The organism is Streptomyces sp. NBC_00080 (assembly GCF_045041255.1).
GTDB classification, from domain to species: Bacteria; Actinomycetota; Actinomycetes; order Streptomycetales; family Streptomycetaceae; genus Streptomyces; species Streptomyces coriariae.
On sequence record NZ_CP108235.1, the window covers coordinates 3,818,755 to 3,833,890 of the forward strand.

The 15,136-nt window shown below is 71.3% G+C and carries 12 protein-coding genes; 6 read left to right on the forward strand and 6 right to left on the reverse strand.

Going from position 1 to position 15,136, the window contains the following annotated elements; genetic code table 11:
• Positions 1 to 166: 166 nt before the first annotated feature.
• On the reverse strand, positions 167 to 1,456 hold the full coding sequence (locus OHU34_RS16790) for a hypothetical protein (RefSeq protein WP_405767011.1): 1,290 nt from the start codon (positions 1,454 to 1,456) through the stop codon (positions 167 to 169).
• A 201-nt stretch (positions 1,457 to 1,657) separates the two neighbouring features.
• On the opposite strand from OHU34_RS16790, the gene OHU34_RS16795 reads away from it, so the two are divergent.
• The gene (locus tag OHU34_RS16795; RefSeq protein WP_142265788.1) at positions 1,658 to 2,593 is read left to right on the forward strand and encodes a DUF4429 domain-containing protein; all 936 of its coding nucleotides are present in this window, start codon (positions 1,658 to 1,660) and stop codon (positions 2,591 to 2,593) included.
• A 73-nt stretch (positions 2,594 to 2,666) separates the two neighbouring features.
• On the opposite strand, the gene OHU34_RS16800 is transcribed toward OHU34_RS16795, so the two are convergent.
• Complete coding sequence (locus tag OHU34_RS16800; RefSeq protein WP_020132127.1) at positions 2,667 to 3,461, reverse strand: class II aldolase/adducin family protein; 795 nt, start codon at positions 3,459 to 3,461, stop codon at positions 2,667 to 2,669.
• 109 nt (positions 3,462 to 3,570) lie between these two features.
• On the opposite strand from OHU34_RS16800, the gene OHU34_RS16805 reads away from it, so the two are divergent.
• Both OHU34_RS16805 and OHU34_RS16810 read left to right on the forward strand, forming a co-directional pair.
• Positions 3,571 to 4,197, forward strand: coding sequence for a hypothetical protein (locus OHU34_RS16805; protein ID WP_142265786.1), 627 nt, complete (start codon positions 3,571 to 3,573; stop codon positions 4,195 to 4,197).
• A gap of 76 nt (positions 4,198 to 4,273) precedes the next feature.
• Positions 4,274 to 4,747, forward strand: coding sequence for a pyridoxamine 5'-phosphate oxidase family protein (locus OHU34_RS16810; RefSeq protein ID WP_054242399.1), 474 nt, complete (start codon positions 4,274 to 4,276; stop codon positions 4,745 to 4,747).
• Positions 4,748 to 4,806: 59 nt separating this feature from the next.
• Here OHU34_RS16810 and guaA read toward each other — a convergent pair whose 3' ends face one another.
• A complete protein-coding gene (gene guaA, locus OHU34_RS16815; protein WP_054242398.1) occupies positions 4,807 to 6,387 on the reverse strand; it encodes a glutamine-hydrolyzing GMP synthase in 1,581 nt (526 codons plus the stop codon).
• Positions 6,388 to 6,729: 342 nt separating this feature from the next.
• Between guaA and OHU34_RS16820 the strand changes: the two genes are divergently transcribed.
• The 3 genes from OHU34_RS16820 (at position 6,730) to OHU34_RS16830 (ending at position 9,585) form a co-directional block, all read left to right on the forward strand.
• Positions 6,730 to 7,011 (forward strand): chorismate mutase, encoded by a 282-nt coding sequence (locus tag OHU34_RS16820; protein WP_405767014.1) that lies wholly within the window; start codon positions 6,730 to 6,732, stop codon positions 7,009 to 7,011.
• Between the two features lie 553 nt (positions 7,012 to 7,564).
• Complete coding sequence (locus OHU34_RS16825; RefSeq protein WP_405767016.1) at positions 7,565 to 8,401, forward strand: hypothetical protein; 837 nt, start codon at positions 7,565 to 7,567, stop codon at positions 8,399 to 8,401.
• 158 nt (positions 8,402 to 8,559) lie between these two features.
• Entirely contained in the window at positions 8,560 to 9,585 is a 1,026-nt protein-coding gene (locus OHU34_RS16830; protein ID WP_142265784.1) for an LPXTG cell wall anchor domain-containing protein, read from the forward strand.
• Positions 9,586 to 9,668: 83 nt separating this feature from the next.
• On the opposite strand, the gene OHU34_RS16835 is transcribed toward OHU34_RS16830, so the two are convergent.
• The 3 genes from OHU34_RS16835 to OHU34_RS16845 form a co-directional block, all read right to left on the reverse strand.
• Positions 9,669 to 11,447: a GMC family oxidoreductase N-terminal domain-containing protein gene (locus OHU34_RS16835; RefSeq protein WP_405767018.1), complete on the reverse strand. Its 1,779-nt coding sequence runs from the start codon at positions 11,445 to 11,447 to the stop codon at positions 9,669 to 9,671.
• Positions 11,448 to 11,500: 53 nt separating this feature from the next.
• Positions 11,501 to 13,144: a succinic semialdehyde dehydrogenase gene (locus OHU34_RS16840; RefSeq protein ID WP_405767021.1), complete on the reverse strand. Its 1,644-nt coding sequence runs from the start codon at positions 13,142 to 13,144 to the stop codon at positions 11,501 to 11,503.
• A gap of 104 nt (positions 13,145 to 13,248) precedes the next feature.
• Entirely contained in the window at positions 13,249 to 15,123 is a 1,875-nt protein-coding gene (locus tag OHU34_RS16845) for a serine/threonine-protein kinase (RefSeq protein ID WP_405767024.1), read from the reverse strand.
• Positions 15,124 to 15,136 lie beyond the last annotated feature (13 nt).

The window sequence follows — 15,136 nt, forward strand, 5'->3', positions numbered from 1 at the left end:
AGCTCTCGGCACCACTGGTTCACTTCGCCCGACCGATTCACTCCGGCCCGTCGGCCCACCCGAGCCCGAAGGGTCCCCTCCACCCCACGGTCCGGTCCGGTTCAGTCCGGTCCGGTTCAGTCCGGTCCGGTTCAGTCCGGTCCGGTTCAGTCCGATCCGGTTCGGTTCAGTCCGTGACGTCGATCGCGTACCGGTTGGTCTCCGCACCCGCGGCCGTGACGACCTGGACGTCCACCCGGCCCGGTTCCACGTCCGCCGGGACGGGGACGGTGAGAACGGCGTCGGTGGGGTTGCTGAAGCCACCGGTGACCGGCACGAGGGGAACATGCACATGGACCGGGCCGATACGGACGACCATGCGGGAGAGCCGGTCGGCGGTCTGGGCACCGGGCGGGACGAATCCGGCACCACGGATCTCGATGTCGTCGCCGGTGCGGATCGGGGCGTCGAGGTCGCCGGCCTCGCGGGAGCGGACGACGGAGAGGATGACGGGGCGGCCGCCCTCCGCGTACTTGCCGGCGAGGTAGGTCGCGGCCGAGACCAGGACGACGCCCGCCAGGCCCCAGGGGAGGTCGGGCAGTTGGTCGGGGCGGCGGGCCAGCCGGACCGCGGCGAAGGCCAGGGCGACGGCGCAGATCACGACGTACTGGATGTCGGCGAAGGTACCGCGGCCGGCGTCGTCGGTCAGCAGGTCGGCGGCCCGGGGGCGATGGGCGCGGACCTTCTGCAGCCGCTGGCCGAGGACCCGCAGGCCGACCACCCGGCGCACCAGCACGGCGATCCCGCAGACAACGGCGAGGACGGTCACCACGCCGGCGCCGCGGGAGAGATCGAGCCCGGCGAGCAGCGCGTCCCGTTCGGCATGGCCGGAGGCGGCGGCGAGCCGGCCCACCAGGACCAGCACCGCGTAGGACACGAGCAGCACCCAGCCGACGGCGACCGCGCGGGAGGTGGAGAGGCGGTTGTCCTCACCGATCACGGGGGCGAGGACCCCGCCGCGCGCCCGGTGGAACCAGGAGGCGGCGGTCAGCGCGCCGGCCACGACCAGCGCGGCGACGAGTCCGGCGGTGCGGGCGTCGGTCCAGCCCGCGCCGATGGCGGTCAGGGACTGCCCCAGCAACAGCGCCACGACCGACACCCACACGGTGACCGCCGTGCGGAGCCACAGGCGTGACAGCCAGGCCTCGCCCTCGGCGCGGCCGCGTTCGGCGACGAGTTCCGCGGACTGGGTGAGCTCCTCGGAGACCCACTGGCGGGAGGCCGAGACGGAGTGGGCGACGGCGGCCGGCAGGCCGTGCCCGGCCGCGAACCCGTCCCGCTGGACCAGGAACTCCGCCACCGCTCGCCGGTGTCCCGCGCGGGCCCCGTGCGGGCAGTCCCCGCAGGTACAGCCCCCGTCGTGCGTGCCCGGCCCCCTGCTCGACTCGGTGCCCTGTCTCGCCTCCTGTACCGCCATGTCCGACGCCCGCCTTCCCCACGACCCGATCGGATGGCGACCCTCGCAGGACCCTGCCCGGATCCCGGCCGCCGCACTGTGAACAACTCCCCCGCAATGACAGCGAATTGTGCCCTACGGCACACCCCTTGTTCCCGGCAGGTCTGGTCAGCGCGGGTGAAGCGGGCAGGGCCGTGTTGACCCGACTGCGAGAATTTCCGTATGGCCGAGATCATCCAGCGTGACGGGACCTGGGCCTTCGACGGCACATCGGTCAGGATCACCCCGGGACTCCACCGCTCCGTACCGCTGTTCCGGCAGACGTACGGGGAGATCACCGTGCCCCTGGAGGCGGTCGCCGGGATCGTCTACGAGCCAGAACGCAAGCGCGGACGGCTGCGGATGCGGCTGCGCGAAGGGGCGGATCCGCTGCTGCACGCGACCGGCGGCCGGCTCCCCGACCGTGCCGATCCCTACCGGCTCACCGTGGACGTGGACCGTTCCGGGGTCGCCGAGTACCTCGCCGAGGAGATCCGGCACGCGCTGCTCCTCGACCAGGTCCCGGGCGAGCCGACCAAGGCCTACCTCCTGCCGGGTCCCCCGGTTCCGGTCTCCGTGCGTTCCTCCGACGGCACGGTCTCCTTCGACGGCACCCAGGTGCGGGTCGACTGGGCGGACACCTCGGACCGGGTGAAGCGGGCGACGGGCCCGCGCGTGATCAACGTCGGCGATGTCGTGCGGGTCGAGTGGCTGCCCAACTCCGGCCTGGAGGACGGCTTCCTGCGGTTCGTGACCCGCGAGACGGTGTTCTCGAAACTGCCGTCGGAGAAGGACCCGTACGCCCTGGACCTGTGGGGGAACGTGAGCCGCGACCTGCTGACGGCCCTGGTCGCGACCGCGGTCACCGCCCGTCTGCCGCACCCCTCCACCCACACGGGTACGGAGCGGGAGCACGAGAGCGACCAGGAGCGTGAGCAGGTACGCGAGTACGGAAACCTGGCCCGCGGGCGCGGGCTCGCGGCGTCCGTCCCGCCCCCGTCCGACCACCACGACGTCCTGCTGCGCCGACTGCGCGAGTTGGGCGAGCTGCACCGGGACGGGGTACTCACGGACGAGGAGTTCGCCCGTACGAAGGCGGTCGTCCTGCGCGGCTTCTAGAACGCGCACCGGCACACGGCATGCGGACACGGGCTGCGGACACGGGCTGCGGACACGACCGCCGGGGCGGGTCTCAGCTCAGCAGGTCCGGCTCGCCCCGGCTGATGTCCTGCCACAGCGGCTGGTAGTTGATCCACGCCACGAGGTCGCCGCCGAGCTGTTCCCTGGTCGCGACCGCCGCCCGGTGGTCGATCAGGACGGGCCGGCCCGCCGCCCGCGCGGTCAGCTGGACCTGGCTGGAGCGTTCCATCGACAGGAACCACCAGGCGGCCGCGTCCACCGAGTCGCCGACCGTCAGCAGCCCGTGGTTGCGCAGCACGAGCGCCTTGCGGGAGCCGAGCGCGGACGCGATCCGCCGTCCTTCCTCCGCGTCGACGGCCACGCCGGTGTAGGCGTCGTAGAGCGCGTGGTCCTCGTAGAACGCGCAACTCTCCTGGGTGATGGGGTCGAGCAGTTCGCCGAGCGCGGCGAGGGCACGGCCGTGCACCGAGTGGCAGTGGGCGACCGCGACGACGTCCGGGCGGGCGGCGTGCACCTGGGCGTGCACGGTGAAGGCCGCCTGGTTGACGTGGTAGCGGCCCTCGACGACCTGTCCGTCGGCGTTGGCCAGCACCAGGTCGCCGACGGTGACGTGCTTGAAGGGCATCCCGAACGGGTTGACCCAGAAGCAGTCGTCGAACTCCGGGTCGCGGGCGGTGATGTGCCCCGAGACCCCGTCCTCGAAGCCGAGCCGCCCGAAGATGCGTACCGCGCCCGCCAGGCGTTCCTTGCGGTGGCGGCGCTCGTCCTCCACCGAGTCGTGCATCGGCGGCATCGCGAACTGAAGCCGGTCGGTGGGCAGGGGGGCAGGCGGCGTGGGCCCGTGCATCGGTCCTCCAGCACTGGTTGCTTTACGACGCGGAAGTTACCGTCGGTCAGTGCAAAAGGGCAGAGCCGTTATGTAAAGATGACGATTTCCGTCACCTTCGGAGCACACCGTGAGTCTCACCGACCGCCACATCACCGCCCTCATGCGTCAGATCGCGACGCGCAACGACATCGAGCTGGTCCACCCCTTCGCGGAGCTGGAGACGTTCGGCTCGCTGGTCTACCTCGCCGAGTGCTACGGCTTCCGGTACGAGAGCGTGCGCCTGGTCGGCAAACACCGCATCATGCACGTCCAGCTGGTGCGCGACTCCAGCCCCTGGGCGCGGCAGCGGGCCGCGGCGAACTCGGCGGCCTTCCCCGACCCTGGCCCCGGCCGCCCGGTGCCTGGCATGTACCTGGGCTCGCTCACCCCGGTCCCCGAGGTGCAGCCGGAGGTCGACGTGATCACGGCGCTCATCCGCCACGACGCCCTCGGCGCGGCCGCCAACCGCAAGCAGCTGCTGGCCATCGGCTGGGGCTCGGCGGTGCTGTTCCTGCTGATGGCGGTGCTGACCGGCAAGTACGCCGTCCTGCTCCCGCTCGCCGTGCTGATGCCGCTGTTCATGCTGGGCTCCCTCAAGGTCAACACGACCCGGCGCGCGAAGCTGGCGCAGCGGCTCATGGCGGCCGGCTGCACGCCGGTGCGGGACGCGGCGGGGCTGGAGCGGTACGTACGGCCGGTGCCGCAGGGTTTCTGACCCGCGGCAGCGCTTGCGGCCCACAGTCCGGCCATACCCGACAGCGGATGTCGGGTATGGGGGCCACACTCGCCGTATGACAGCGAACTGGGCGGCCTTCGCCGCAGCCGAACCCGCACTCGCGAAGATCACCGAGCAGCGCTTCGGAGCCTTCACGCATCACGTTCTCGCGACGCTCCGCAAGGACGGTTCCCCCCGCACCACCGGCATCGAGGTCCGCTTCCTCGGCGGTGAGCTGTGGCTCGGCATGATGCCGGACTCGCTCAAGGCCCTCGACCTGCGCCGTGACGCACGCTTCTGCCTCCAGGCCAACCCCGGCGAGGGCACCGGGATGGGCGGGGGCGACGTACGGGTCGCGGGTCGGGCGGTCGAGGTGGCGGACGGGGAGGCGAGGGCGGCGTACGTGAAAGAGGTGGAACCGCCGCAGCCGTTCCACCTCTTCCGCACCGAGCTGACGGAGGTCGTACGGACCTACGTCGAGGACGACACGTATCTGGTCGCCCAGGTCTGGCAGCCCGGGGCGCCGGTGCGCACGCTCAAACGGACCTGACCTCACAAGGCCTCAGAGAGCCCCGGAGGACTCGGGGAGCCTCGGAGCCTCGGAAGGACCTACTCCCACTCGATGGTGCCCGGCGGCTTCGAGGTCACGTCGACGACGACCCGGTTGACGTCGCGCACCTCGTTGGTGATCCGGGTGGAGATCTTCGCCAGGACGTCGTACGGGAGGCGCGACCAGTCGGCGGTCATCGCGTCCTCGGAGGAGACCGGGCGCAGGACGATCGGGTGGCCGTAGGTGCGGCCGTCGCCCTGCACGCCGACGCTGCGGACGTCCGCGAGGAGGACCACCGGGCACTGCCAGATCTCACGGTCGAGACCGGCGGCCGTCAGCTCCTCGCGGGCGATCGCGTCGGCGTCGCGGAGCAGATCCAGGCGGTCCTTGGTGACCTCGCCGACGATCCGGATACCGAGGCCGGGGCCCGGGAAGGGCTGGCGCTGGACGATCTCCTCCGGCAGGCCGAGCTCCTGGCCGACCATGCGGACCTCGTCCTTGAACAGCTTGCGCAGCGGCTCGATCAGCTGGAACTCGAGGTCCTCCGGCAGGCCGCCCACATTGTGGTGGGACTTGATGTTCGCGGTGCCGGTGCCGCCGCCGGACTCGACGACGTCCGGGTACAGGGTGCCCTGGACCAGGAACTCCACCGCCGGACCCGCGTCCGCGATGATCTCCGCCTGGGCCTGCTCGAAGACCCGGATGAACTCGCGGCCGATGATCTTCCGCTTCTCCTCGGGGTCCGAGACGCCCTTGAGGGCGGTGAGGAAGCGCTCCTCCGCGTCCACGACCTTCAGCTGGACGCCGGTCGCGGCCACGAAGTCCTTCTCGACCTGCTCGGTCTCGCCCTTGCGCATCAGACCGTGGTCGACGTACACGCAGGTCAGCTGAGAGCCGATGGCCTTCTGGACGAGGGCCGCGGCCACCGCCGAGTCCACGCCGCCGGAGAGGCCGCAGATGGCGCGCTTGTCGCCGACCTGCTCACGGATGGCCGCGACCTGCTCCTCGATGACGTTGCCGGTGGTCCAGTCCGGGGTGAGGCCCGCGCCGCGGTAGAGGAAGTGCTCCAGCACCTGCTGGCCGTGCGTGGAGTGCATGACCTCGGGGTGGTACTGGACGCCGTACAGCTTCTTCTCGTCGTTCTCGAAGGCGGCGACGGGGACGACGTCCGTGGACGCGCTGACGCTGAAGCCCTCGGGGGCGGCGGAGCAGGCGTCGCCGTGCGACATCCACACGGCCTGCTCGGCCGGGGTGCCCTCGAAGAGGGTGGAGGACGAGCGGGAGACGTGCAGTTCGGTGCGGCCGTACTCCCGGGCGCCGGTGTTGTCGACCGTGCCGCCGAGGGTCTGCGCCATCAGCTGGAAGCCGTAGCACATGCCGAAGACGGGAACGCCGGCCTCGAAGATCTCGCGGTCGAGGCGGGGGGCGCCCTCCTCGTACACGGACGAGGGGCCGCCGGAGAGGATGATCGCCGCCGGGTTCTTGGCGAGCATCTCCTGGACCGGCATGGTGCTCGGCACGATCTCGCTGTAGACCCGCGCCTCGCGGACTCGACGGGCGATGAGCTGGGCGTACTGCGCGCCGAAGTCGACGACCAGGACGGTGTCGGGGGCGGCGGCAGTAGGAGTCGCTGATGACACGGGGGCCTTCCGGCGGTGGGGCGGGGTCTCTGTGTAACCCGATTCTACCGAGGTGGACGTGGGACCGGTCCCGGCATCGGAACCACCACCGCGTCTCAGGATGCGAACCGCCTCGTGAACCGCCTTGGACCTCACCCGGCGACCCTGCATACTGGCCGCATGCTCACGCACCCGACCTTCGTCTTTACCTATGGCAACCGGCCCACCGGCTGCCATGGTCGTGCTGCTTGAGCAACTGACGAGCGACTTCCCAGGCGCCCCGGGCCGACAAGGCCCGGGGCGCCTGTCGTTTCTCCCGGGTCCTGCCGCTCCGGGGCACCCGTATCCACCACAGGAGCCCCCATGACCACCATCGACCTGACCGGCGCCCGCACCCCCGAGGCGGCCGACGTGATCACCGGCGCCCGTGAGCGCATCGACTCGCTCGACGACCGGATCATCGGTCTGATCCAGGAACGGATGGCCGTCTCCGCCGTCATCCAGGATGCCCGGATCACCTCCGGCGGCCGGCGCGTGAACCTCTCCCGCGAGATGGAGATCCTCGGCCACTACAGGGACGCCCTCGGCAAGTCCGGCACGTCCCTGGCGATGACGCTGCTCGAACTGTGCCGTGGCCGGGTCTGAGGTCGGGCGTCAGTTCGGCCCCGTCAGCCCCCTTCTCACCCGTACGGGCGCGTGACCGCCTCCCGGACGGCTTCGTTGGTCCCGGTGTCCGTTCCAGCCAGGGGCGGGCCCGGAATAACCACGCGTGGCTCGCTGGAGCGATGAGGCGTACGGATCGTGCCGTGCGCCGTGGGACCTCGCTCCGGACAAGTGACCGGACGGCAGGGGACAGCAGCCCGGTCACCCAAGAGAACGGCCGGCCTCGGGGACGCCCGGGGCCGAGCCGACCGGCGAAAAATGCAAAAATGCACAAGGGCTGGGTCAAACGGTTGCGGGCGCCGCGCGCATCCAGCACGATGCGTAGAAAGCCCCGACCAGCCCCAAATCCCCCTCCGGGCAACCCTCTTCCATGTGTTGCCCGCACTGCCACAGGTCCAGGCCAGCGGCGCGACCCCCCGGCGCCGCTCCCAGGCACCGGCGCTGCCCTGACGCCGGTGCTGACGATAAAGAAGGGCCTCGCGGATCCGTCCCGCGGGGCCCTTCGTCATGTCCCGGCAAGATGCCCCCGCCAGAAATGCGCGGCCCGAGCGGCCTCTATCGGAAGAGGCAACAAAGGACCCAGGAGGACTATCTGTCGCGGACGGTCGACCTCCGGGTCGAGGAGCTCGTCTGGGCCCGGTCCGACGCACCCGCCCTGCCGCCGACGGTGTCGGTCACCGCCGACGGATGGCAGCTGAAGGACGGTACGAAGAAGGAACTGGGGTCGCCCGACTCCTCGCGGTTCGAGGTCGGCCACGACTACGTGATCACGTTCGCCCGCTTCTCCGACGGAGCATGGTCACCGCTGGGCTCGAACGGTGTACCGCCCTACGACCACGGCCGGATCGGCGAGGGGGAGTTCCAGGGAGAGACGGGCACCGCCGACGCCTACCGCTCGACGTGGGAGGAGCGGCTGGTCGCCGGCGACGAGCAACCGATGGCGTTCCGGACCGTGGGGAAGCCTGCCACCAGTGTCCAGGGGATCCTGCGGAGCGCGACTCCCGACGCCACGGCCGCCCGGTACTTCGGTCTCGACCCGGCCGCCCGCCACCAGAAGGTCGCGGGAGCGAGTGAGCCGGCCGACACCTTCTGCTCCGTAGCCGCACCGCTATCGGTGTCCGAGGACAGCCGTCACACGCCGGACGAGCTGGCCTCCGTCCTCACCGACCTCGCCGACCTCGCCGGACCGGCCGGGAAGGACGCCTCGGCGCTGCGTCAGTACGCGAGGTCGCTGCAAGCCGGTGCCGGTACCTCCGCGCCGGTCGACGACACCGCCCGCAAGGCCTCGGTCGCCAGGATCGAGCAGGAGTGCGGGACCGAGGTGGGAGAGCTCCTCCCGACGGACACCGAGACGGATACAGGGAAGGGCTGAGCGGGAGGCCTCGCCGGGCAGGTGTGACGCGCGCCATATAAAGATCCTGTGAGCCCAGTACAACTGTTCACAGCTTTGGCCTGTCACACCTACCGAACCAAAGGCCACATCCCGAACCCCCATGCGGAAGGCCTCCCACCGGATCGACCGAGGTCTTCATGAAGCTTCGCCGTACGCTCGTCACCATGGCCGCGACGGCCGTCATCGCGCCGCTCGCCCTGCTGTCCGCGCCCGCCGCCTTCGCGGAGGAGAGCGGCTCGCCGTCCGCGAGCGCGTCCGACGGCACCTCCGCCTCGCCGTCGGGTTCGAGCGAGTCGAGCCCGTCCGCCTCCGCCTCCGAGTCCGACACCTCGTCCCCGTCGGCGTCCGGATCACAGAGCGGCAGCGCCTCCAGCTCCCCGTCCGGCAGCTCGTCGCCGTCCGGCTCGGGCAAGGCCTCCGCGAGCCCGTCGGCGAGCGAGAGCGAGGACGGGTTCGACCCGTACACGGACTGCAAGTCCTTCGAACTCGACGAGAAGCTCACCGCCCAGATCAAGGGTCTGCCGAGCAAGATCGTCGCCGGTTCCGGCTGGCACGACTTCGAGTTCGTCGTCAAGAACGGCTCCGACCAGGACCTGAAGAACGTGTACATCGACTCCTTCATGGAGTACGGCGACGACACGGACGCGTGGCTGTCCGAGGGCCTCGCCGTCATCCAGGTCAAGGAGGACGGCAAGTGGACCGACGGGTTCCAGGACTACTACGAGGACGAGGACGGCAAGAAGGTCAACGTCACCGGGTCGTTCGTGGGTCTGCTCGACTCGCTGGAGCAGGGCTCGACCGCCACGCTCGACCTGCGGGTGAAGGTCAAGGCGTCCGCGCCGGCGGGCTCCTCGTTCGCGCTGAGCGAGGCCGTCTACGCGGGCAAGAACGCCACCTGCTACGGCAACGGTGACTACTACGACGTCGAGATCCTCGCCGCCGGCAGCTCCGCGGACGGTGTCGACGACGCCGAGCCGAACGGTGACAAGCCCACCGACGGCGCCAAGCCCCAGGGCGGCGCCAAGCCGATCAGCGGCAGCCTCGCCTCGACCGGTTCGAACTCCGCTCTGCCGATGATCGGACTGGTCGGCGGGGTCGCCGTGGTGGCGGGCGCCGGTGCGGTGTTCGCGGTCCGTCGCCGCAAGGCCGGCACGCACGCGTAACGCGCGTACAGACCAGCGAAGGGACCTGCGCTCGGAGGGGGGCGCAGGTCCCTTCGCCGTGTGTCCGGGCGGATCCGCTACTGCTACTGCTTGGGCGGGACGGCCGGGATTCCCAGGAACGGCAGGCGCAGCGCGCCGAACGCCTCCGCCGGTACCGCCGGGCTGACCGGCTCCACCGGCTTCAGCCGTTCGTAGGCCGCACCCTGCGCCGGACGCGGGTCCGTCTCGCCCTTGTTCGGCCAGTACGACATCGCGCGCTCGGCCTGGGCGGTGATGGTGAGCGACGGGTTCACGCCCAGGTTCGCCGAGACCGCGGCGCCGTCGACGACCGAGATGCCGGGGTGGCCGTAGAGGCGGTGGTACGGGTCGATGACACCCGTCTCGCGCGAGTCGCCGATCGGGCAGCCGCCGAGGAAGTGCGCGGTGAGCGGGGTGCCCATCAGCTCGCCCACGTTGGAGCCGGCGAAGCCGTTGATGTCGGCGGCGATCGCGGAGGCGGCCTCGGAAGCGGCCCTGATCTGCTTGGGGTTGGGTGCGCCATGTCCCTGGCGTGCCGTCAGCAGGCCGCGGCCCACACCCGTCGGCTTCAGATACGTCGTCAGCGAGTTGTCCAGGGACTGCATCACCAGGCCGATGATGGTCCGCTCCGACCAGCGGCGGTTGGAGAGCGAGCGCAGGACGAGGAGCGGGTGGCGGGCCGCGTTGGCGAGCCAGCCGGCGACCCTCGACGAACCCTCCGCATACGGCACTTGCAGGATCGACAGGCCGCCCATCGAGTTGGAGCCCTTGCCGTAGCGGACGGGCTCGATGTGGGTGCTGTCGTCCGGGTGGACGGAGGAGGTGATGGCGACTCCGCGGGTGAAGTCCACCTTCGCCGCGCCCGTCGCCTTGCGGTAGCGGCGGTCGTCGGTCTGCGCACCGACCAGCGCCTCCGAGTTGGTACGGGTCAGCTCACCCAACCGCTCTGACAGGTAAGGGAGTTGACCGCCCGCCTTCATGCGGTGCAGCAGCGTCTGGGTGCCGTAGGTGCCCGCGGCGATCACCACGCGGCGGGCCTTGAAGACCCTGCCCTTCGCCTTGCGGCGGTCATCGGTCGGGAGTGTGGCGACCGCGTAGCCGCCCTGCGAGTCGTCCGTGACCGAGACGACCGTCGTCAGGGGGTGCACGACCGCGCCCGCCTTCTCGGCGAGGTGGAGGTAGTTCTCGTTCAGGGTGTTCTTCGCGCCGTGCCGGCAGCCGGTCATGCACTCGCCGCACTCGGTGCAGGCCTTGCGGGCCGGGCCGACGCCCCCGAAGTAGGGGTCGGCGACCTGCTCCCCCGGCGCGGCCTTCGCCGTCCCGTCGGCGTCCTCGCCGTCGCCGAAGAACACACCGACGGGCGCCATGTGGAAGGTGTCGCCGACGCCCATCCGCTCCGCGGCCGCCTTCAGATGCACGTCGGAGGGGGTCGTCGTCGGGTTGAGCCGTACGCCCAGCATGCGCCGCGCCTGGTCGTAGTACGGCTTCAGCTCCTCCTGCCAGTCGGTGATGTCACGCCACTGGGGATCGTCGAAGAAGGGCTTCGGCGGTACGTAGAGGGTGTTGGCGTAGTTGAGGGAGCCGCCGCCCACGCCCGCGCCGGCCAGCACCATGACGTTGCCCAGCAGATGGATCCGCTGGATGCCGTACATGCCGAGCCTGGGGGCCCAGAGGTAGTTCTTCAGATCCCAGGAGTTCTTGGGCAGCGACTCCCGGGTGAAACGGCGGCCCGCCTCCAGGACACCGACTCGGTAGCCCTTCTCCGTCAGGCGCAGGGCGGTCACCGAGCCGCCGAAGCCGGATCCGACGACGAGGACGTCGTAGTCGTAGGTGTCCTGGGACACATGCTCTCCTCTTTGAGAACGGGTGTGAGGGGGTGCGCGCCGGCGCGGGCGCCCTAGCGGAAGCGGAACGCTTTCATCAGCCGCAGACTCCGGCTCATGAACTCCGCGTACTTCTCGTCGTTCATGCCCAGTGCCGGGGCCATCGGAAGGAGGCGCTGCTGGGCCACCGTCTGGGCCTCGGTGTACTTGAGGATGCCCTCGGAGCCGTGGCGGCGGCCGAGACCGGAGTCCTTCATGCCGCCCATCGGGGACTGGACGCTGCCGTAGGCCGGGGCGTAGCCCTCGTTGACGTTCACCGTGCCGGTGCGCAGGCGGGAGGCGACGTCCCGGCCACGGCGGCCGTCCTTCGTCCAGACCGACGAGTTCAGCCCGTACGGCGTGGAGTTGGCCTGCTCGACGGCCTCGTCGTCGGTCTTGAAGCGGTAGATCGAGACGACCGGGCCGAAGGTCTCCTCGGTGCAGACGGACATGGGTTCCGTCACCCCGTCGAGGATCGTCGGCTCGAAGAAGTACGGGCCGATGTCCGGGCGGGCGACCCCGCCGGCGACGACCTTGGCGCCCTTGGCGACGGCCTCCTCCACGTGCCGGGTCACCGTCTCCAGCTGGCGCTCGCCCACCAGGGAGCCCATGTCGGCGCCGTAGGCCAGGGAGGTGCCCAGGCGCATGGCCTTGGTGCGGGTGGCGAAGCGCTCGACGAAGGCGTCCGCGATCGACTCGTGGACGTACAGCCGCTCGATGGAGATGCAGAGCTGGCCCGCCGAGGAGAAGCAGGCGCGGACGGCGCCGGCCGCGGCCTTCTCGATGTCGGCGTCATCGAGGACCAGCATGGCGTTCTTGCCGCCGAGTTCGAGGGAGACACCGACGAGACGGGCGGCGGCGCCCTGGGCGACCTCGCGGCCGGTACGGGTGGAGCCGGTGAAGGAGACGTAGTCGGCGTGCCGGACGACCTCCGGGCCGACGACGGGACCCTCACCGAGGACGACCTGGAAGACCTCGGCGGGCAGACCCGCCTCGACGAGCAGGTCACGGGCCCACAGGGCGGTCAGGCAGGTCTCGGTGTCCGGCTTCATCACGACCGCGTTGCCCGCGACGAACGCCGGCAGGGCGTCGCCGACCGACAGCTCCAGCGGGTAGTTCCAGGGGGCGATCTGGCCCACGACACCGCGCGGGTGGCGCAGTTCGGTCACCTTCGTCAGCGTCGGCATGGCGCCCGCGTGCCGCTTGGGGCGGAGGTAGGCGGGAGCCTTGCGGCCGTAGTGCCGGGCGGCGACGACCACCGCCTGCACCTCCTCGTGGGCGTGCAGACGGGCCTTGCCCGTCTCCAGCTGGATGAGGTCGAGCACCTCGGCCTGGCGCTCCAGCACCAGGTCGTGGAAGCGGAGCAGCACGGCGGCGCGTTCCCGCACGGGCGTCCGCTCCCAGACCGCCTGCGCCTTGCGGGCCGCCTCGAAGGCCTTCAGTACGTCGTCGGGTGTGGACTCGGGCAGGTCGGCCAGTTTCCCGCCGGTGAACGGCGTGTGGTTGGCGGTACGGCCGGAGCCGGTCACCCCCTTCGTGAGCTGGGCGACCAGCTCCGGCGTGACCACGTCTGCGGCGGTACGGACGCCGGTGGGGGAGGGGGCGAGGGGGTTGGTACCGGTCGTGGTCGTCCCACTGATCTCGGTGCCGGTCTTTTCCGGGGCCTGCGAGTCCGTCATGAGGCGCAGAGTATGACGTGGGGAAGACTTTGGGTACCCGCCGGTAATACGGTTTCACCGACCGCACACATGGCGCCAGCGTTCACTGGCAACAAACCTGCTGATCAGGACGTCATGCCCGGTCGTTTACCGATCTCCAGCCGGTCGCGCGCCTCCTTGAACACCGCCGTGCCCTGCTTCTCCTCCGGCGTCCCCTTGGGCATGTCGACGCGCAGTTCGTACATGCGGGCGTCGGCGGTGAGGACGAACAGCTCCATGACACGGGTCGGGGTGGCGTCCAGACCGTAGGTGGTGTCGGCGAGGGCGGCCTGGGCGCCGTGGAAGCTGGTGCGGGTGGTCTGGGTGCGCGCGTCCGGGGCGTGGCCGGTCCAGGTCTCGTGCGCCTGGGCCGCCCTGGCCATCGGGGCGGCGGGCGCCTTGTCCCAGAGGGTGAGGCGTACGTCGACCGCGCCCGCCGAATAGACCACCAGCCGCGGCTGCCGATCCGCGTCGGCCTGCCGGGCCGACTGCCGGTACCGGCTCGGGAGGGAGAGGACGGCGGCCAGCCCGGCCTCGCGGTGAGCGACCCACCGTGCGCCCGCGCCGGCGGAGGCAGGGGCGGATGCGGAGGCAGGGGCAGAGGCGGACGGTTCCGTCGGCGCCGAACCGGCGTAGGTCACCGGCCGCTCGGCCGCCCCGCTGTCGGCACCGCCGAGCCAGGAGCTCCCCCACCAGGTCCCGCCGGCGAGCAGCCCGACGAGCACGGCCAGAGTCAGCGAGCGACGCGTCAGCGGGCGGCGGAAGCGGCCCGCACCGGCCGACCCTGGCTCGGTGTCCGAGGCGGGCTGCGGCTGCGGTCCGGGGTGGTCGTTCGCCGCGGGCTGCGCGCTCGGCCGCGCCGGGTCCGGCCGCGCCGCCCCCACGCGCACCGTTCCCGCGTCCTCACCGAACTCCCGCAACGCCCGCATGTCCTGAGGCGCGCCCCCCTCCGCCTTCTCCCTCTCCGCTTCCTCCGCCTTCTCCGCTTCCTCCGCCTTCTCCGCTTCCTCCGACTCCCTTGTCCCGCGCTCCCCGCGCTCCCCGCGCTCCCCGGCCGGGACCGGTCGGCCCTCCGTGATCGCCGCGAGGATCTCGGCGACCTCCGCCGGGTCGGGCCGCCGTACCGGGTCGCGCACCAGGAGCCGTACGACGAGCGGGCCGAGCGGGCCGGCCTGTTTCGGCTCCGGTGGGTCCGCGGCGATGACCGCGGCGAGCGTGGACTCCACGGTCGTACGGCGGAACGGGGACCAGCCCTCCACGGCCGCGTACAGCAGGACGCCCAGGGACCAGAGGTCGGAGGCGGGGCCGCCGCCCCGTCCGGCCATCCGCTCGGGCGCGACGAACTCCAGCGAGCCGATGAACTCGCCGCTGACGGTGAGGGATTCCTCGCCCTGGATGTGGGCGATGCCGAAGTCGGTGAGAACGACCCGGCCATGGGGGTGCTCCCGCTCGGCCGAAGTCGAGAGTGCGGGAGGGCCGAGCAGGACGTTGGCGGGTTTCACGTCCCGGTGGACGATGCCGACGGCGTGCGCGGCACGCAGGGCGCCGAGGACGGCGAGGCCGATCCGGGCGGCCTCGGCCGGGTCGAGGGGGCCGCGCTTCAGCACCTCGTGCAGGGATTCGCCGCGGACCAACTCCATGACGATCCAGGGGAGTCCGCCCTCCGGGTCGACTCCCCCACCCTCCTCGACCACGACGTCGTGGATGGCCACGGCGGAGGGGTGGTCGACCCGGGCGGCGGCCCTGGCCTCGCGGTGCAGGCGGTGGGCGGCCCGGCGGTGGAAGTCGTCCTCGGGATCGCCGGGCAGCCGGGGCTGCTTGACGGCCACCTCGCGTTCCATGAGCTCGTCGCGGGCCCGCCAGACGGTGCCCATACCGCCGGAGCCGATACGTTCCAGCAGCCGGTAGCGCCCGCCCACCGTCCGGCTCTCGGCGCCGCCGGGATCCCCGTCGTTGCTCATGCCTCCATGACTA

Excerpts from the sequence above, each read along its gene's own strand:
- OHU34_RS16790 (WP_405767011.1), bottom strand. The coding sequence starts at position 1,456 with ATGGCGGTACAGGAGGCGAGACAGGGCACCGAGTCGAGCAGGGGGCCG.
- OHU34_RS16795 (WP_142265788.1), top strand. The coding sequence starts at position 1,658 with ATGGCCGAGATCATCCAGCGTGACGGGACCTGGGCCTTCGACGGCACA.
- OHU34_RS16800 (WP_020132127.1), bottom strand. The coding sequence starts at position 3,461 with ATGCACGGGCCCACGCCGCCTGCCCCCCTGCCCACCGACCGGCTTCAG.
- OHU34_RS16810 (WP_054242399.1), top strand. The coding sequence starts at position 4,274 with ATGACAGCGAACTGGGCGGCCTTCGCCGCAGCCGAACCCGCACTCGCG.
- OHU34_RS16820 (WP_405767014.1), top strand. The coding sequence starts at position 6,730 with ATGACCACCATCGACCTGACCGGCGCCCGCACCCCCGAGGCGGCCGAC.
- OHU34_RS16825 (WP_405767016.1), top strand. The coding sequence starts at position 7,565 with ATGCGCGGCCCGAGCGGCCTCTATCGGAAGAGGCAACAAAGGACCCAG.
- OHU34_RS16830 (WP_142265784.1), top strand. The coding sequence starts at position 8,560 with ATGAAGCTTCGCCGTACGCTCGTCACCATGGCCGCGACGGCCGTCATC.
- OHU34_RS16840 (WP_405767021.1), bottom strand. The coding sequence starts at position 13,144 with ATGACGGACTCGCAGGCCCCGGAAAAGACCGGCACCGAGATCAGTGGG.
- OHU34_RS16845 (WP_405767024.1), bottom strand. The coding sequence starts at position 15,123 with ATGAGCAACGACGGGGATCCCGGCGGCGCCGAGAGCCGGACGGTGGGC.